14 protein-coding genes are annotated in these 19671 nt (G+C 40.8%); 2 read left to right on the top strand and 12 right to left on the bottom strand.

The genetic code is table 11. From position 1 onward, the window contains the following. Positions 1-33: 33 nt before the first annotated feature. The 10 genes from wecB to LA303_RS04880 form a co-directional block, all read right to left on the bottom strand. On the bottom strand, positions 34-1179 hold the full coding sequence (gene wecB, locus LA303_RS04925) for a non-hydrolyzing UDP-N-acetylglucosamine 2-epimerase (RefSeq protein ID WP_240526821.1): 1146 nt from the start codon (positions 1177-1179) through the stop codon (positions 34-36). A 59-nt stretch (positions 1180-1238) separates the two neighbouring features. Next, on the bottom strand, positions 1239-1940 hold the full coding sequence (radC, locus tag LA303_RS04920; protein WP_240526820.1) for a RadC family protein: 702 nt from the start codon (positions 1938-1940) through the stop codon (positions 1239-1241). A gap of 24 nt (positions 1941-1964) precedes the next feature. After that, complete coding sequence (locus LA303_RS04915; protein ID WP_240526819.1) at positions 1965-4577, bottom strand: PAS domain S-box protein; 2613 nt, start codon at positions 4575-4577, stop codon at positions 1965-1967. Positions 4578-4967: 390 nt separating this feature from the next. Beyond that, positions 4968-7349 (bottom strand): penicillin-binding protein 1A, encoded by a 2382-nt coding sequence (locus LA303_RS04910; protein WP_240526818.1) that lies wholly within the window; start codon positions 7347-7349, stop codon positions 4968-4970. A gap of 26 nt (positions 7350-7375) precedes the next feature. Beyond that, positions 7376-7855 (bottom strand): gliding motility lipoprotein GldH, encoded by a 480-nt coding sequence (locus LA303_RS04905; protein WP_240526817.1) that lies wholly within the window; start codon positions 7853-7855, stop codon positions 7376-7378. 30 nt (positions 7856-7885) lie between these two features. Then, positions 7886-8995 carry a PSP1 domain-containing protein gene (locus LA303_RS04900; protein WP_240526816.1) on the bottom strand — a complete coding sequence of 370 codons (1110 nt, stop codon included), beginning with the start codon at positions 8993-8995 and terminating at the stop codon, positions 7886-7888. Between the two features lie 84 nt (positions 8996-9079). Beyond that, positions 9080-10249, bottom strand: a complete 1170-nt coding sequence (locus tag LA303_RS04895; protein ID WP_240526815.1) for a DNA polymerase III subunit — start codon at positions 10247-10249, stop codon at positions 9080-9082. 111 nt (positions 10250-10360) lie between these two features. Then, complete coding sequence (locus LA303_RS04890; protein ID WP_240526814.1) at positions 10361-11101, bottom strand: succinate dehydrogenase/fumarate reductase iron-sulfur subunit; 741 nt, start codon at positions 11099-11101, stop codon at positions 10361-10363. Between the two features lie 40 nt (positions 11102-11141). Beyond that, the gene (locus LA303_RS04885; RefSeq protein ID WP_240526813.1) at positions 11142-13088 is read right to left on the bottom strand and encodes a fumarate reductase/succinate dehydrogenase flavoprotein subunit; all 1947 of its coding nucleotides are present in this window, start codon (positions 13086-13088) and stop codon (positions 11142-11144) included. 9 nt (positions 13089-13097) lie between these two features. Further along, positions 13098-13766 (bottom strand): succinate dehydrogenase cytochrome b subunit, encoded by a 669-nt coding sequence (locus tag LA303_RS04880; RefSeq protein WP_240526812.1) that lies wholly within the window; start codon positions 13764-13766, stop codon positions 13098-13100. Positions 13767-13922: 156 nt separating this feature from the next. Between LA303_RS04880 and LA303_RS04875 the strand changes: the two genes are divergently transcribed. Further along, entirely contained in the window at positions 13923-15212 is a 1290-nt protein-coding gene (locus LA303_RS04875; protein WP_240526811.1) for an aminopeptidase P N-terminal domain-containing protein, read from the top strand. Positions 15213-15285: 73 nt separating this feature from the next. Here the strand turns inward: LA303_RS04875 and LA303_RS04870 are convergent, their stop codons facing one another. Beyond that, positions 15286-17829, bottom strand: a complete 2544-nt coding sequence (locus LA303_RS04870) for a TPR end-of-group domain-containing protein (protein ID WP_240526810.1) — start codon at positions 17827-17829, stop codon at positions 15286-15288. 153 nt (positions 17830-17982) lie between these two features. Then, complete coding sequence (locus LA303_RS04865) at positions 17983-18519, bottom strand: RNA methyltransferase (protein WP_240526809.1); 537 nt, start codon at positions 18517-18519, stop codon at positions 17983-17985. A gap of 165 nt (positions 18520-18684) precedes the next feature. Between LA303_RS04865 and arcC the strand changes: the two genes are divergently transcribed. Then, positions 18685-19629, top strand: coding sequence for a carbamate kinase (gene arcC / locus LA303_RS04860; protein ID WP_240526808.1), 945 nt, complete (start codon positions 18685-18687; stop codon positions 19627-19629). The last annotated feature ends 42 nt before the right edge of the window (positions 19630-19671 follow it).

Raw genomic sequence — 19671 nt, 5'->3', positions numbered from 1 at the left:
CCGGACTTCCCTTATTTTTTTGGCTAACCAGGGTTACCGGTTCTGAAGCATTTTAGAAACCATAAATTCCGCCGCTTTGCCATCGCCATACAACGGGGGGAAAACCAGTTCATCTTTTTTCTTACTGAAAAGATCAAAAGCGGCCATTATGTTGTCTTTGTCGGCATCGGCCACCACACCACAACCTTGTTCCACTATTTCTTTCCATTCGGTTTCCGAGCGCAAAATAATAGCCGGTTTTTCAAAGAAATAAGCTTCTTTCTGTACACCGCCCGAATCGGTAAAAACCATCTCGCACCGGCTTTCCAGCATGATCATATCCAGAAATGAAACGGGAGGAATCAGTCGTATTTTATCCTCTTTTTGAATTTGCTGATACAGTTTTTCTCCGATATTTTTTTCCAGTAATTTGGCCGTCCGCGGATGTAACGGCACTACTACCGGTTTTCCTCCGGTTGTAGCTATTTGCAGAAACGATTCAAAAATAGCCTGCAAACGCCGGGGATGATCGGTATTGCTGTCGCGATGTACTGTAGCCAAATAAAAAGCCTGATCTTCCAGATTAAGCTGCTTCAGAATTGTACTCTTTTTCAAAGCAATTTCTTTAAAATACAAGCTATTATCGTACATCACATCACCACAATGAAAAATCCCGGGCCGGTCGGCGGTAAATGGCGACGGATTATCGGGACGAAAACCTTCTCGCAAAAGATTCTGGTATCCGGTTTCTGTGGGGGTAAACAACAAGGTGGAAACATGGTCGGCCATAATCCGGTTGATCTCTTCGGGCATACTTTTGTTGAACGATCGCAAACCGGCTTCGATATGCACCACCGGAACATGAATCTTGGAAGCGGCCACTGCTCCGGCCAGTGTGGAGTTGGTATCGCCATAAAGCACCAGATAATCGGGTTTTTCATCCAAAAGAATTTTTTCAACCCCCGTAATCATTCCGGCGGTTTGCCAACCGTGGGTTCCGCTTCCGATATTCAGATTTACCCGGGGCTCCGGAATTCCCAACTCATCAATAAAAACCTGCGACATGTTGGCATCGTAGTGCTGTCCGGTATGAACAATAATTTCTTCCACTTCATCCGGGAAACGGTTCTTTATCACCCGGCTTAACGCAGCAGCTTTAATAATCTGCGGACGGGCTCCAATCAGGGTTACAATCTTCATAAGCATTCAAAAAAATGGGCCGCTGTTTCTGTAAAAAACGCAAGCTAAAAGCGCTGTTTTTACAACAAACCTTCATCGGCAAAACTAAAATAATTATCGTTTCCGACAATGATATGATCTAACACAGAAATATCGAGGGCTTCGCCGGCTCTTTTTAATTTACGGGTAAGTTTAATGTCGTTTTCACTTGGCTTTAAATTATCCGACGGATGATTATGTGCTAAAATAATCGATGAAGCATTAAAATCGAGTGCCTGTTTAAAAATTCTTTTCGGGTCCACTACAGTGCCGGCCACACCACCGGTACTGATATTTAATTTGCGAATGATCTTGTTGGCCCGATCAAGAAAAACCACATAAAAAGCTTCGTAATAACGATCGGTAAGTTCGGGCAACAGTAATTCATACATATCGCGGCTGGACGTGATTTTTGCTTGCCGGATAACTCCCTCTGCCACACGGCGTTTCCCTAATTCAAAAGCTGCAAGAATACTGATGGCTTTGGCTTTTCCCATGCCACGAAAACGAGAAAGCTCTTCAATTCCTAATTTAGAAAATGTAATCAGGTTGTTATCCACACTTTCCAGCATCCGCCGGGCCAGCTGCACAGCCGACTCATCACCATTGCCGGAGCCAATAAGCAAAGCTATCAATTCGGCATTGCTGAGTGAATTTTTTCCTTTCAGCAACATTTTTTCACGCGGGCGATCATCTTCAGCCCACAACCGGATGGGCTGATCTTTTGAAATTGTTGGTTTCATCTCTTTATTTTCAGAAATTTATGTTTAGGCCAAAGGAATGGTAAAACTAAATGTAGTACCTTTTCCCGGCTCACTTTCAATAAAGAGTTTTCCGTTGTTCAACTGAATAAATTCTTTCACCACTACCAAACCAAGCCCCGTTCCTTTTTCTTTCCGGGTACCCGGCCGTGATTCCATTTTTTCTTTTTCTTTCAGAATTTTTTCAATTTGCTCTTTGGTCAATCCGGTTCCTTCATCAGAAACACTCACCACCACTTCACCGGAACCTTTGGCCACCGTAACGGTGATTTTACTATCAGGATGCGAAAACTTTATGGCATTAGAAAGCAAATTCCGGATCACGATTTCTATCATATTTTTATCAAACAACCCTTCCACTTTTTCATCTCCTTCATATACCAGTTTGATATTTTTCCGGGAAGCCTGCTGTGACAGTAAGTCAAACGATTTACGAACAATCTCGGTAATATTTTCTTGTGCTATACGGGGCGAAATACTTTTCCGCATAATACGGGCCCACGAAAGCAAATTCTCAATCATGGTATAGGTAGCATCCAGCGAAGGTTTCATGGTTTTTAAAAGGCTGAGAATCTCTTCGCGAGAAAAATCTTCCACATCGTCGATAACCATGTCCAGAATCGATTTCTGGGTACCGATAGGTCCCAATAAATCGTGTCCGATGATAGAAAGCAACTTGTCTTTGGATGCGTTTGCTTCTTTTAATTGATTTTCAGACTGCCGTAAACGTTTCTCCGCCAAAACACGATCGGTAATATCGCGCAATACACCTTCGTAACCCAATAAATTCTGATCTGAATCTCTTAGCTCATGAATATTCAACGAACAATAAAGAAGTTTTCCTTGCTTAGTACGCAAGGTAAGGCTAAAATCTTTTACCCGCTGTATGCGTTGCAAAATCTTACTAATACGTGGCCATTCCCGGTCAATTTCCACAAAATCATACATTGATTTACCCAACACTTCTTCTCTTTCATACCCCGCCACGGATTTCACCGACGGACTTATCTCGGTTACCTTTCCCTGATTATCAATCCGGAAATAGATATCCGGAAAAGCATTAAAGATGTCATAGTATTTTCTTTCACTTTCGGATATTGCCTGTTGGGTTTTTCGCAACTCGGTTACATCCCAAAAATTGAGCACATATCCGTTTAGTTCCGGATTATCGAGACGATTATTAAAAACGCCTTGCATATAACGGTATTCTCCGGTACTTTTTCTCAGGCGGAATGAAAATTCGAGCCGTTTTCTTTTCCCGATAAAAAAATCATTCAGCAATGCCCTAAGATGATCCACTTCATCCGGATGAACAAAATCAAATGGGTCGCCCCCTTTACGATCTTTCAGCGAATGCCCAAATGTTTTCTGGTACGACGGACTGAGATACGAAATCTTCAGATCGCGGTCGAGCATCAGCACAAAACTTTCGGAATATTCCAAAAGGCTATCCACAAAGGCCATTCTTTTTTTCAGTTCACGATCGCGAAGGGTACGGATACGAAGAAGGAAAATCCCCACTCCGATAACCAACAACAAAGCAAAAAGTGATACAAACAGATAAGCCCGGAATAATTTCTGACGCTCACGTGCCAACTTCAGGGTTTGATCTTTTACCTTAAAGAGATATTGCATTTTCACCCGGTCAAGGCGAGAACGGTTTTTGGCCGAATAAACACTGTCGTGTATCACCACAAATTTTTGAAGTAACTGATAAGCTTTGTGGTAATCTTTTTTCCGGGCATATAATTTTTCAAGTTGTTTTAAAGCATAAAGCTGGTCATAAACATCTCCCCCTTTTTTCAACAATTCCCATCCCCGATTAGCATAATACAATGCCGAATCAATCTGATTTCTCATGGCATAAAGTTCCGAGAGGCTAACCATGATAACACTCATGGTTCGAACATCATAAACCTTTTCTGACAAACGAAGGGCTTTGCGATAATAAATATATGCCGAATCAAGATTGTTCATCTTCTGATAAGTATCGCCTATATTGTTCAGGTTCAGGGCTTCTGTGTTCACATTTTTTGACATCCGGCTTAATTCGAGCGACTTAAATGAATATTTAAGTGCCTCAGACAAATTGTTTTCGTACGAATAAATATTCGCCAAATTCAGATAAACCGCAGTCAAAACACCGGTATCATGAACCTTTTCTGCTGATATCAATGCATTTTCATAATATCTTTTCGCATTTTTAATATCCTTCTGTTCCTGGCTCAGCACACCAAGATTCATTTCCACACTGGAAATCCGTTTTTCATTCTTTAAATGAGAAAAGATCTTCAATGCTTTCTGATAATAAATTAGGGCATCAGCTTTATTGCCCATTCCATCCATAGCAATGCCCAAGAGATTACTAAAAATCCCTTCCTTTTCTTTATCGCCCAATTTTTGAGCTACCTGCAAACCAATCAACGCAAACTCCCGCATTTCCATATTGTCTCCCAGGCGATAAGCATTGGCCGACATTTTTTTCAAAAGCAATAAATATTGGGTATCTGCTGCCTGGTCAGATAAAATACGAAATGCTTTATGGTAATTTGAATCGGCCAATATTGGCTGATCCATCCGCATCTCCATCTCTCCTTTACAGAGATAAATTTTAGCCAAAAGAACAGATCTTGACTGAGGAGGGAAAAGGGATTCAAGGCTATCCAACAAACGAACAGCCGAATCCGGTTTCAATTTTTCAGCTTTTCTTAATAACACAACAATGTCTGAAGAATCTATATTTGTCCGTTTCAATGATATACCACCAAAACCGTTTTCAGAGAAAACCAGTAATACAAAGAGCAATAGAAAAATCCTTACCGGAAAAGTAATCTGGTAAAACAATGGAAAAATATTACGACAAAAAAAATCCTTTTTCTTCATTCCAGCAGCAATTAGTAATTCCCCGAGCTAATATCTTCTCAATCCCGCCTTCTAATAGGAGCAAAAATAAACAAAACCCTTTAATATCCACGTTTTTTAAAAAAATTAGCTAAACTTGTTAATTTTTTAAAAATGATCACTCTGTTGAGTGGCATTTGGATTCAATGCTTTGTGTTTTTTATCATATTTAGCGCAATCAAATTCGATATCAATATCTTTCAACGGCTTAGCAAAATCATCCTTCGGACTGATTCCTAACGAAGGATCATTATATATTTTCCGCATATAAATGGCCCAAATAGGCAGAGCCATATTGGCTCCCTGTCCCAGTTTAATGGTTCGGAAATGAACGCTGCGATCTTCAGCCCCCACCCATACACCAGTTGTCAACCGGGGGACAATTCCCATAAACCAGCCATCAGACTGATTTTGTGTTGTTCCTGTTTTTCCTGCCACCGGATTATTAAAACCATAGCGGTAACGCAAACGAATACCGGTTCCGCTTTCCACAACTCCTTCAAGCAGTTTAATCATTTTATAAGCGGTTATCTCACTCATGGCTTCCGTTTTTTTCGGCGCAGCCTGATAAAGAATATTTCCGTTTTTATCTTCTATCTTGGTAACAAATACCGGTTTTATATAAACCCCTTTATCCGGGAACGTATTCATTGCACCAACCATTTCATAAAGGGACAAATCAGGGGTTCCCAACGCAATGGCCGGAACCGGCGGTATAGGAGAAGTAACCCCCATTTTCCGCGCCATTTGAATCACTGCCTGGGGTGAAAACCGGCTAATCAGCCAGGCAGAAATCCAGTTATTGGAGTTGGCCAACGCCCATTTTAAAGTTACTTCCTCTCCTATCCGGCGCGAATCGGCATTGTGTGGCGTCCAGAATTTTCCATTGGGCAAAGGAACACTATACGAAATATTAGGCACTTTGTAGCAGGGGCTGTATTCTCCTTCCTGCATGGCCAATGTGTAAAGGAAAGGTTTAAACGTAGAACCCACCTGTCGTTTGGCCTGTGTTACATGATCATATTTAAAGAAACGATAATCAATACCGCCCACATAAGCCCGTACATAACCGGTTTGCGGTTCCATGGACATCAATCCGGCATTCAGGAAGAATTTGTAATACCGAATGGAATCCATTGGTGTCATCACCGTGTCGATAATTCCTTTCCATGAAAAAACTTTCATGGGCACCGGTTTATGAAAAACCCGCTCAATCGAATCTTCCGGAATCCCAGCTCTTTTCATCTCATGATAACGGAATGAACGTTTCATGGCCTGAATCATAATTTTATGAATCTGACGCTCAATTTCCTGTTCACTGGCTCCCGGAAAAACAAACGGTGCGTGCGGATGTCCTTTCCAATGAGCATAAAATTCGGGCTGCAGGGTTTGCGAAAGATATTCACGAACAGCATCTTCGGCATAATGCTGCATACGGGTATCGATGGTAGTATAAATTTTTAATCCATCGGTATAAATATTAAAATGTGAGCCATCCGCTTTTGTATTTTTATTACACCATCCATATAGCGGATCGGTTTCCCATTCTATTGAATCGTTGTGATATTGGTGAATGTTCCAATAATTTTTTCGTTGTGGTTTGTGTTTTGTCAGAATTTTTCGAAGATATTCTCTAAAATAACGGGCTTCGCCGGTATTATGATTCAACAAACCATAATGTTCCACCCCAAGCGGAAGCTTGGATACCGAATCGCGTACCGCTTCTGAAATATATCCGTATTTGGCCATCTGGGCAAGAACCAGATTACGTCTTTTCATCGCTGCTTTGGGATGTAAAATGGGGCTGTAATGCGTAGGCATATTTACCACTCCGGCCAACAAAGCAGCTTCCTGAAGATTTAACGAATCGGGAGATTTATCAAAAAAGGTCCTGGCTGCCGATTTAATTCCGTAAGCATTATGCCCGAAAAAAACAGTATTCAGATACATGGCAATAATTTCTTCCTTGGAATAATAACGTTCCAGCTTTACCGCCGTTACCCATTCCTGAAATTTCCGTACCACCAACTGTAACTTATTAAGCTTACCACGGGGGAAAAGGTTTTTGGCCAACTGTTGGGTTATTGTACTTCCGCCTCCTTTGTGCTTGCCGGTAAGCAAACCGTAAGCTACCCGCAACAATGCCCGCGGGTCAATGCCTGAATGATCTTCAAAACGAACATCTTCCGTAGCAATTAAAGCATTAATCAGATAAGGAGAAATTTGCCGGTAAGTAACATTTGAACGGTTTTCAATAAAATAAGTCCCCAGCAGCTGTCCGTCGGAAGAAATTACTTCAGAAGCCTGACTGGTTTGTGGATTTTCCAGCTGTCTGAAAGTAGGCATTTTCCCAAAAAAGCCGGTAACAATTCCATAAAAAAACAACACCACAAGCCCAAGGCTAAGGAAATACAGCAGCCAAAATTTGGTGATATAATTCCACCATTTTTTCTTTTTTTTATCTTTATTTTCGCTTTTTTCCTGAATCATGAAAGAATCTTATTATTCCGACAAAGTTATTTACTTTTTTCAATATCAATTCCCACACTTTGCACGGCATGCAAAGTATCTGTTCGCATTCCCTGCCAAATCAAAAACGTATATTTTCCTTTTAGCGGGAACCTGAACTTTGATTTAAGCAAAACATGATCTTCTTTTATTTTTCCCCAACCTTTTCCGAGCCATTTTCCTTCGGGGTTTGCCAACATAATTTCCAGTGTATCACGAGTATATGTTTTGTTCGGAAAAAGGGTTTCCATAAAAAGATACAAATTACTGTAACGGTATTTTTGGGTATGCCGGATATTGACATAAAAATCATACAGAGAAACGGTATCAGAAACAGGAATCACAAATTTTGCCGCACTTTCTTTAGGCCATACGCCATTTAAAGGAACCGCACCGGCAAAAAGGGTACTGCGCCGGCACGACGTAAAAAAAAGCAGCCCGATTATAATGAGCAACAATCCATATTCCTTTTTTAAATGCCGTATCATATTTATTACAATGAAATTCTTACCGGATTATTATATGTACGAAACAAAATCATTATCGTCGCTCCCGTTATCTTCGGAGGCATTTTGCTCTACCTGCATGGCAAAAGCCTCTAATTCGGCAGGAAATTTCTTGTTTTCGTTCATTCGGATTATGCGTTTTACCTTATCCACCGGAATAGCCATCAGATTATTCGGGCTATCAGCATAAGCAAACCACATAAGTTTCTGAAAAACATCACTCTTCTGATGATAAGCCGGTCCTTTTTTTGTTTGCAGCACAGTTTTGGGATCAGGAAAATCATTTAATGCTTCCAGATAATTATCTAATTCATAATTCAGACAACATTTCAATTTTCCGCATTGTCCGGCCAGTTTTTGCGGATTTAACGAGAGTTGCTGTACCCGGGCCGCATTGGTTGAAACACTTTTAAAACTGCTCATATATGATGAGCAGCAAAGTTCTCGTCCACAAGAACCGATTCCTCCCAGTTTGGCAGCTTCCTGCCGAACCCCAATCTGGCGCATCTCAACCCGCACTTTAAATGCATCGGCCAGACGCCGGATTAACTGTCTAAAGTCCACCCTATCCGCCGCCGTGAAATAAAAAATGGCTTTGGTTTTATCGCCCTGATATTCCACGTCATTTACTTTCATTTCAAGTCCCAGCTCTTCTGCAATACGACGGGTTCCGTACAAGGTATTTTTTTCCTGTGCCACAGCCATGAGCCATTTTTCGACGTCACTCACCCGGGCATGTCTATAAACCCTTTTGACATCAGCACGTTGCGGGTCATAATTCTTTCGTTTCATCTGAAGCAAAACGGCTTCTCCGGTTAAAGCCACAATACCCACATCATGTCCCGGATTGGCTTCTACCGTGACGATCTCATTTTCTTTCAGAACAAGTTCAGGCGGACAAAGGAAAAAATCTTTCCGGTCGTTTTTAAAACGTACCTCCACAAAGCGTTCTTCTTCTTTTTTAACCGGATCTTCAAATCCATCCAGCCAATTATAAGAAGTCAGCTTACAACAAACCGACTGGTTTACTTCGTAAGACTCAGCATCTTGGTCTACCACACAGCAACCCCGTCCGGCAACTACTTCTATATTTTTTGTTTTGTTTTCCAAATGTTCTTCCATTTCCCCCTGCTTCTTTTCTCGAAAGTACAAAAGTAGGAAATTCTTACTGAACTATTTTTTTCGAAAAAAAGTTTTTAAAAAGAATCAAACCTTCCCGGTTTGTAAAGCTTTTTTTCCCTCCTGCAGACAATCTCCAAGCTGAAAGCTCAAATCGGAGAAAAGAATACCCGGATGGGCATTACGTTCGATATGATAAATGGCTTCATTTAACAATTCATACATTTTTTGTCGGTTGGCCTGATTCACATACGGAGCAAATTTTTTCAAGTAATCTTTTTCTTCTTCCGTCGCCATTACCAGATTCGTTTGTCCTTCCTGGATAAATAACGAATTATGAAACACCTGCAGTCCGTAATGCAAGAATTTTTTCTGTTTTTCACGTCCTAATCGCGAAAGCTCCTGAACCAGTTCATAAATAGCACCATAATCTTTTCCGGAAAAGCAGAGCCGCATCCACTCTCTGAACTTGATAAAATTATAATGATCATCTTCGGCCTGCTCAAAAAGTTCCCGTGCTTTATTCCAGTTTCCACTCGATAACATGGCCACTTCCCGGGCTTTTTCCACACTAATTTCATCAGGAAACCGGCGAAGTAATTCCTGCTCCACATCAGAATAAGAAAGCGGAGGAACTTTAACGAGCTGTGCCCGCGACCGCACTGTAGGAATAATCATTTCGTAACGTTCGGCTATCAAAATAATTAATGTGTTCTCAGGAGGTTCTTCCAGGCTTTTTAAAAGTTTATTGGATGCTGATAGATGTAAACGTTCTGCCATAAATACAATCACCACCTTATAAGGCGCTTCATAAGGTTTATAGCCCAAAAGTTTAACAATCTGGTTGGCATCGCGGGCATAAATGGTTCCCTGTTTATTTCCAATACCAAGTGCTTCATACCAAGTATCCTGGGTTACATATCCTTGATTTTCCTGTAAAAAGGCGAGCCATTCTTCCTGAAAAAGTTCCGATTCCGGGTTCTTTTTTATTTTGTTATTGGTTGCTGTAGGAAAAATAAAATGAAGATCCGGATGAGAAAACTTTTGGTATTTTACACAAGAAGGACAAACGCCACAACTTTCTCCATCCTGTTTATTCGGACAATTGATGTACTGGGCAAAAGCAAGTGCCAGTGGCAACGCTCCGGCACCTTCAGGACCAAGAAAAAGCTGAGTATGTGCCACTCGCTTTTCCTTTACCGTAGCAATTAACCGCTCTTTAACAACCTGCTGACCAATTACATCTTTAAACTGCATTTTTATTTTGTTTCGGGCAAAGATATTGAAAAGCAGACAAACAACAGGCACAAAAAAACGGATATCCTGTTAAAACAAGATATCCGTTAAAATGTGCTTTTTCAGGAAATATTATCCCAGTTTGGCACCGATAAACTGACGGTTCATCCGTGCAATATTGGTAATAGAAATTTCCTTGGGACACTCGGCTTCACAAGCATACGTATTGGTACAATTACCAAAACCAAGTTCATCCATTTTAGCCACCATCGCTTTTACACGGTCTTTGGCTTCCACTTTTCCTTGCGGAAGCAAAGCAAACTGTGACACTTTAGCCGAAACAAACAGCATAGCAGAAGCATTTTTACAAGCAGCAACACAAGCGCCGCATCCAATACAAGCCGCAGCATCCATAGCCAGGTCGGCATTTTCCTTTTTAATCGGAATGGCATTGGCATCCGGAACACCACCGGTTGTTACCGAAATATATCCTCCTGCCTGAATGATTTCATCAAAAGCCGACCGGTCCACAATCAAGTCTTTGATTACCGGGAATGGTTTAGCCCGCCAGGGTTCAATAACGATGGTTTCCCCATCCTTGAATTTACGCATATGTAGCTGACAGGTTGTGGTTGCAGCTTCTGGTCCATGTGGATGTCCGTTAATAAACATACTGCACATACCACAAATTCCTTCACGACAGTCGTGATCAAAGGCAACAGGATCTTCTCCTTTTTCTACCAATTCATCATTCAGGATATCAATCATTTCAAGAAAAGATGCATCAGAGGAGATGTTGTGCACATCGTAATCCACGAACTTTCCCTTATCATCGGGGGAAGCCTGGCGCCATATTTTTAATTTAAAATCCATTGTTTTTCTTTTTAAAGTTTAAAATAATCCGTTAACTTCCTTAAGCGGTTTTGTAGTTACGCGTTTTGACTTCGATATTTTCATAAACCAGTGGCTCCTTATGGAGTTTAGGTTCTTTGTCATCGCCCTGGTATTCCCAGGCTGCCACATACATGAAATCTTTGTCGTTACGTAGTGCTTCACCTTCAGGAGTTTGGTATTCTTCACGGAAGTGGCCACCTGCTGATTCTTCCCGATGCAAAGCATCACGGGCCAACAGCTCGCCAAGTTCAAGGAAGTCCGCTACACGGAGTGCTTTTTCCAGCTCAATGTTAATTCCATTGGGATTACCCGGTACACGAACATTTTCCCAGAACTCTTTCCGGAGTTCCTGAATCATTTTAATTCCTTCTTCCAGACCTTCTCTGTTTCGGGCCATACCGGCATGATCCCACATGATACGTCCCAGTTTTTTGTGGAAATAATCCACCGTTTCTTTGCCATTAATAGACATCAATTTTTCAATTCTGGCCTGAACATCTTTTTCTGCCTGTTCAAACTCAGGGGTATCCGAAGGAATAGTACCTACCGTAATTTGGTCAGCAAGATAATTTTGCATTGTGTAAGGCAGAATAAAATAACCATCGGACAATCCCTGCATCAAAGCAGAAGCTCCTAAGCGGTTAGCGCCGTGGTCAGAGAAGTTCGCTTCACCACCCACGAATAATCCCGGGATATTACTCTGCAATTCATAGTCAACCCAAAGGCCACCCATGGTGTAGTGAACAGCCGGATAGATCATCATTGGGGTTTCATACGGATTATCGTCCGTAATCCGCTCGTACATATCAAAGAGGTTCCCGTAACGGGCTTTGATCACATCTTTACCCAAACGGGCAATAGCTTCTTTAAAATCAAGGAATACTGCTTGTCCTGTACCTACGCCATATCCGGCATCACAACGCTCTTTTGCAGCACGCGAAGCGACATCACGCGGAACCAGGTTTCCAAAAGCAGGATATCTTCTCTCGAGATAATAATCGCGGTCTTCTTCAGGAATATCGCGGGGACGAATCTCTTTTTTCCGGATTTTTTCAGCATCTTCTTTTTTCTTCGGAACCCAGATACGGCCATCGTTCCGCAAACTTTCACTCATCAGTGTTAATTTCGATTGATAGTCGCCATGAACCGGAATACACGTTGGGTGAATTTGCACATAACAAGGATTGGCAAACCAGGCCCCTCTTTTGTAAGCTCTCCAGGCCGCACTACCATTAGATGTCATAGCATTGGTAGATAAGAAGTAAAGATTTCCATATCCACCTGTAGCCAGCAATACAGCATGAGCACTGTACCGTTCCAGTTTTCCGGTAAATAAATTCCGCACGATAATTCCCCGGGCTCTACCGTCTTTCATAATAACGAGATCGAGCATCTCCCGGCGGGTATAAAGTTTTACAGAACCCCGTTTGATTTCTTTACTTAAAGCGCCGTAAGCACCTAAAAGCAACTGCTGTCCGGTTTGACCACGGGCATAAAATGTACGGGATACCTGAGCGCCACCAAAAGAACGGTTAGCAAGATATCCACTGTACTCACGGGCAAAAGGAACCCCCTGGGCTACCAATTGGTCAATAATGTTATTACTGACTTCAGCCAGCCGGTAGGTATTGGCTTCACGTCCGCGGTAGTCACCCCCTTTTACCGTATCATAAAACAAGCGATAAACAGTATCGCCATCGTTAGGATAATTTTTAGCAGCGTTAATTCCACCCTGAGCGGCAATACTATGTGCACGACGCGGGCTATCTTGGATACAAAAGACTTTTACATTAAATCCCATTTCGCCCAAACTGGCAGCAGCAGCACCTCCGGCAAGTCCGGTACCCACCACGATAATATCAATTTTACGCTTATTGGCAGGATTGACAAGTTTCTGATGTTCCTTATAATGTGTCCATTTTTGGGCGAGAGGCCCTTCAGGAATTTTTGAATCTATCTTGGTCATAAGGCTATACTATTTTGAAAAGTAAATAAACAACGGAATGATAATAAAGCCGAGAGAAACCACAATGGCATAGGCACGGCTGAGTCCTTTAATGAATCCCCAATAGGTTTTATGGTTTAAACCCAATGTCTGGAAAGCAGACTGAAAAGCATGATCCAGATGGAAACCCATTAAAACAAACATCACCACATAAAAGACAACGTATCCACCATTGTGGAAGAGGTTAATCACCAATTGTCCCATGTCTTCCATATCGGTTCCAGGAACTTTGGGAACGCCATTTCCTGCCCATCCCATTTTTACAGCAAAGAAATTAGTGAGATGGATAATCAGAAAAATAAGTATTAACAGTCCGGTATAAATCATGTACTTTGAAAAAGGAGACTGTTCCATGAAGGCTCTTCTTTTATAGCCTTTCGGTCGTGACATCCAGTTTTGTATCTGCAGGACAATACCATAAAAAATATGGATGGCAAAGCCGGCAAATAATACCCACTGAAAAATTTGAATGAAGGTATTGGTTCCCATAAAATGAGCCCCTTCATTAAACAAATTTTTGTTGACGAGTAAAAACGAATTGAGGGTTAGATGAACCAACAAGAACGTTATTAAAAAGAGCCCCATCAACGACATGATAATCTTCTTCGTAATCGAAGAATAGTAAGGTTTATTACTCATAATAACGAATTTAACATTTTATTATTAATCGAATTAATTAATTTTGCTTACAATTAGCGTGGCACAAATTTATCAAAGTATTAAGATAATACAATGTGAATTCTTTTAAAAGAGCCCCTGATTCGATAATTTATAACAGGTTTAAATATTGATAAAATGCGTTACCAACCCATTCACAACAAATTTTTTACCAACAACCGGAAGAAGTTTGCATCTCAGTTGCCTAACGATGCTTTTGCCGTGTTTTTTTCGAACGATCAATGTCCACGTAACGGAGATCAGTTTCATCCGTTTCGGCAAAACTCCGATTTTTTCTATCTCACCGGCATCGAGCAGGAAAAAAGCATTCTTTTAATAGCTCCTAACTGCCCAAATCCGAGCTTACAGGAAGTTTTGTTTGTACTCAAAAGCAGCAAAACACTTGAAATATGGGAAGGGCACAAGTATACGAAAGAAGAAGCCAAAGAAACTTCCGGAATTGGAAGCATCTATTGGCTGGAAGATTTTGATGCCATTTTAAAAGAAGTGATGTCTTATCACGATCACGTGTATTTAAACCAAAATGAATACATTAAATTTTTCCCTGATGTTGAAACGCGCGAGATCAGGCTGGGAAATGAAATACAAAAACAATTTCCGTTACACCAGTATCACCGTGCCGCTCCATTACTCACCCGTCAGAGGTTAATCAAATCAAAAGAAGAAATTGAGCTCATACAAAAAGCCTGCGAAATTACGAACAAGGCTTTCCGGCGGATTCTTCAATTCACCAAGCCGGGCGTTTATGAATACGAAGTGGAGGCTGAAATTACGCACGAGTTTATCCGTAACGGAGCAACAGGCCACGGGTATGCTCCCATCGTCGCATCCGGAAAAAGTGCCTGTGTATTGCATTACACCGAGAACGACAAAACTTGTCATGACGGAGATTTGTTGTTGATGGATTTTGGTGCTGAATACGCCAATTACACCGCTGACCTCAGCCGTACTATTCCGGTGAATGGAAAATTCACACCAAGGCAAAAAGAATTATATAATGCCGTCTTACGGGTGATGAAAGAAGTAAAAAAACTGTATGTTCCCGGAAATACCATCAATACCATTAATGAAAAAACCAATCAGTTAATGGAAAAAGAGATGATCAGGCTTGGATTGTTTACGGAAGAAGAAGTAAAGAATCAGGATGACAACAATCCACTTTTCAAAAAATATTTCATGCATGGAACATCCCATTTTATGGGGCTGGATGTCCATGATGTGGGAGCAAAACACGAGCCTTTACAACCGGGAATGGTTCTCACGTGTGAACCGGGCATATACATTCCGGAAGAGAAGACAGGAATTCGTATAGAAAATGACATCTTGGTTACAGAAAAAGAACCGGTTGATCTCATGGCAGATTTTCCGATTGAACCAGAAGAAATTGAAAAACTGATGCAACAATAGCCTGGACTCATGGAGCAATAAAAAAAGGGAACCGATTTCGGTTCCCTTTTTTAGTCTGGATATTTTTAAATCACTAGTTATTTCCTACCAAAGCTTTGAAATCCGGAGTATTAAAAAGTTTCAGGAATTCACGGTCTTTAGCAGCTTTAGCTTTATAAGAAGCATCTTCTTTAATGGCTTTGGCCAGATAGTTATAAACCATGGTATTATCCCCTTTACGGGCACCTACAACAGCCAACAGATAATCAACAGCCGCATTTTCTTTAGCACATTTCAGGGTATTAGTAGCAGCATCCAAATTACCATTCAGCATTTGAGCCAAGCCAAGGTTATAAGAGCATTTTTTACTGCTCAGCAACTGAACGGCTTTGGCATAATCACCTTTCATGATATTAACAATACCTAAGTTATAAGCTTCGTCAGCACCCAGTTTCTGAGCATACAGGAAGCAATGTTCTGCTTTCTTATAGTCTCCTTGACGAGCATATAAGATTCCCATATTGTTGCGTACAACAGCTGCATTTTTGTTCATCTTCATGGCTTTCATCAGAAGTGATTTAGCTTCTTGATAATCACCAAGTTCAACATCAACAGCACCGGCATTGGCCACAGCTCTCCAGCAATTTGGATAGCGTTTCATGGCATTAGCATAGATTTTTTTCTTGGTATTCAGATCGCTCGTCAAGTTAGCAGCATGTAAAATTTCAGCTACTTTCAACTGGCCATAATCCGGACTGGTAGCCATCTGTGCAATTTCGCTTTCCGGTCTTTTCGGTTCGATGGCATTCACATACAATTCGGCACGACGCAAAGGAGGCAGAATGCTTTTTTCCAGTTGCGGATAAATCTGAATCATGTTTCTGATTTCTTCCTCTTTTTTGCTTTCATTAGCCGAGTTAATCACATTCAGAATTGCAGCTTTGTCTTTAATATCGGATTTTTCAACTGCTTTCATGAAACCGTTCCAGTCAGGACCATTGGCATGCAAGTTAAACGGAATATCTTTTACACTTTTAAAGGCAAAGTTGTTGTCTTTTTTCCGAAGCTCTCTTTTAATTTTGGATTTGATGTATTTTTCCATAGCCTGGGCACGACGTTCAGAAAGTCCTTGGTTAAAGCTTTCTTCTCCTTCAGGAGATGCCCATCCCTGGATATCAATACTTTTTACTTTCCAGCCTTTATAAAGGTCAGAGAGATTATTTTTCAAAGCATCGTAATTAGCTTTGTTTTTATTTAAGGGAAGATTCCAGTCAATATTTGCCTGATTCACTTTAAAATGCAACTCAGATTTATTTGTAACAATCGTTACCTTCTGGTAACCATCGGGAGCAAAAATAAAATGTTCATTATGCTCAACAGCTTTTGCCGTTACGATTGTTCCATCAGCAATTTTTCTTTCAGCAATACTTTTGGCTTTCTTTTCACCGGCAAGCGCATCTTTCACCGAAGCATATTCTTTTCCGGAATAAGGATAAACCACTGACTCGGTAACCAACTGGGCTACATCCATACCTTTTTCATAAGGAACTTTGTAGGTCCGGGTAAAAGAACCACCATTTTGGTAACTGATCAATTCACCGTTACCAGCTACTTTTTCTCCTTTAAGTTTGATCGGATCAAGTACTTTTTCTCCTCCTTCATATTTTATCACCGGCTGGATCAGCATCACAGCATTTTTTGAAAAATATTTCGGAGGGAAAGTTCCATTTACTGTAATTTCTACACTGTCCCCTTTTTCTTCAAGGACTTTAGGCATAACAACCATACTGGTTTTTTCCGGAGCTTTCTTTGCCATGGAGCCAACGCCACCGGGAACAAATTTGTAACGAATACCGAGAGAAGCATTTAAGGTTCCGTCACGCCCAGAATTTCCATATCCAGATACAACACCGTCTAATAAGTCTGTATCCCACCAAGTATAGGAATAATCACCATAAATATCCCATTTATCATTCAGTGTATAGTTTACATTAACTCCAAAAGGAATAGTTAATGCTACTTTACGGTTTGAAATTCCACCATTATGTGAATCATTATTTCCATCATAGCCATGACGAGCCACTAAACTACCCGTAGTTTTATCATATAATTTTGACTTCCATTGCATTTGTCCCAAACCAGCATGAAACCCAAAATTAATCGCCCGGGTTTTATAACCACCAATCAAATTGGAAAGATTTAATCCAAGATTTAAATCCCCACCATAGTAATCAGAAGTATACCAATAATCATGGGATGGAATTGGCATATACTTACTTTTATCGCTATTGGCTTCAAGATAACCTTTAGCATAACCTCGATTTAACCCCACATAGGCATTCAACCAAGGTAAAAACTGATAACCAAAACCAAGACTTCCTGTCCCCACAAAAACATTATCATGGCTCAAATCAGGAAAAATCAACGTAGAAGCCACCTCAGCATGTGACCAAGAAGCCCCAAACTGCCCCTGCCCAAAGAAATAAGGGCTAAAACTTTCTTGTGGTTTTTGGGCCTTTTTTTCTGTTTCTTGTTTGTCTTTTTTACCCGAAGTAGTGCTTTGGGCATAAAAAGCCAACGGAAGTACCATCAGAAAGCTCAATACGAGCATCCGGGTTAAAGAATAATTTTTTTTCATCTTGTAAGGTTTATGATTTAAAATTCCAAACTTCTTATTTCATAACGCTTTCGGCTCTATTATAGCCTTCAGGTTATTTTAGGCAAATATACATATTTTTTTAATTAGTATCTAAAACTTAGATTTTTAACCAAATTTTTCTTGCAAAAAATTTTATTTCATTCTTCGCCACTTCATAGTCAAATCCCACAAGACCACCCCAATACTTACCGAGATATTCAACGAATGCTTGGTTCCAAATTGAGGAATTTCAATAACCTGGTCGGCTTGCTGCACTATTTTTTCTCCCACTCCTTTGATTTCATTACCGAAAATCAGAGCATACTTTCCGTCTGACTTGGGGGCAAAGTCCCGCAAATCGGTACTTTCGTCAGCCTGTTCAATAGCGATAATCTGATACCCATTATTTTTTAACGCATTCACGGCATCCATCGTGCTTTCATAGTATTTCCAGTCGACCGAATCCGTGGCTCCCAAGGCTGTTTTATGAATTTCCCGGTGTGGCGGAGTTGCCGTAATACCACACAAATATATTGCTTCTACACAAAAAGCATCAGAGGTACGAAATGCTGACCCTATATTATTTAAACTCCTGACGTTATCAAGAACTACAACAAATGGTACTTTCGGCACCTTTTTAAAACGGTCTACATCCAACCTTCCTAACTCTTCATTTCTTAATTTACGCATCTTTCCATTTATTCTTATTGCAAAATTAAAAAAGGTTTTAAGTCAACACCGGTTTAAAGCAATATTTAGATTTAAACCACCCACCCCTGGGCTAAAACTACAACGATTGCGCCTTTTTATTAAATTTGCACTCTTTTTTACGAATCTTATTAAAACACAAAAAATATGAAAAAATTAGCGGTTGTCGCTTTTGGCGGAAACGCCCTTTTAAGGGCCGGACAGAAAGGAACCATTGATGAGCAGGAAGCTAACGCTTATGAAGCTGCTAAAAAATTAACCAAGTTATTAAAGAAAAAATACAATATGGTTGTTACCCATGGCAACGGGCCTCAAGTAGGTAACATTATGCTGGCCAACGCTGCCGGGAAACAAGTGTACGGAATTCCTGAAATGCCATTGGATATTTGCGGGGCCTATTCTCAGGGTTTCATTGGATATGTACTGGAACAACAACTCCGGAATGTGTTGATGAAACAAGATAAAGACCGCGATATTGTAACTTTAGTAACACAGGTTTTAGTAGATAAAAACGACCCGGCTTTTAAAAATCCGACCAAGCCTGTGGGACCTTATTACACTAAAGAAGAAGCGGATGCCATAATGAAAGAAACCGGAGCCATTTTTAAAGAAGATGCCCGGGGAAGAGGATGGCGAAAAGTGGTAGCTTCGCCCAACCCCATGTTGATCTTTAATCAAAAAACCATTGAAAAAATTGCCCGCGAAGGACATATTGTCATTGCAGTGGGCGGTGGCGGGATTCCCTGTTTTTATGTAAAAGAGAACAAGTTACAGGGTATTGACGCCGTGATTGACAAAGATTTGGCTTCTTCAAGATTGGCAGTAGGAATCCGGGCTGATAAATTGTTCATCCTGACTGATATTCCCAAGGTATTTATCAATTTTAATACGCCGCAGGAAAAAGCCATTGATAAAATGAGCCTGAACGAAGCCAAACGTTACCTGGAAGAAGGTCAATTTGGCGAAGGTAGTATGGCACCCAAGGTACGCGCCGCCATTAATTTTGTGGAAAGTACCGGAAAAGACACCATTATCACCGAAACCAATTTGCTGGGTGTAGATAACGGAGGAACACGCATTACCATGGTGTAATACCGATTACGCAACAAAATTACACTTCATAAAAAAGCCTCT

Source organism: Candidatus Sulfidibacterium hydrothermale, from assembly GCF_020149915.1.
Classification (GTDB): Bacteria; Bacteroidota; Bacteroidia; order Bacteroidales; family F082; genus Sulfidibacterium; species Sulfidibacterium hydrothermale.
Note: the sequence above shows the minus strand (reverse complement) of the source record. Positions and strands in the feature narration are given on the sequence as shown.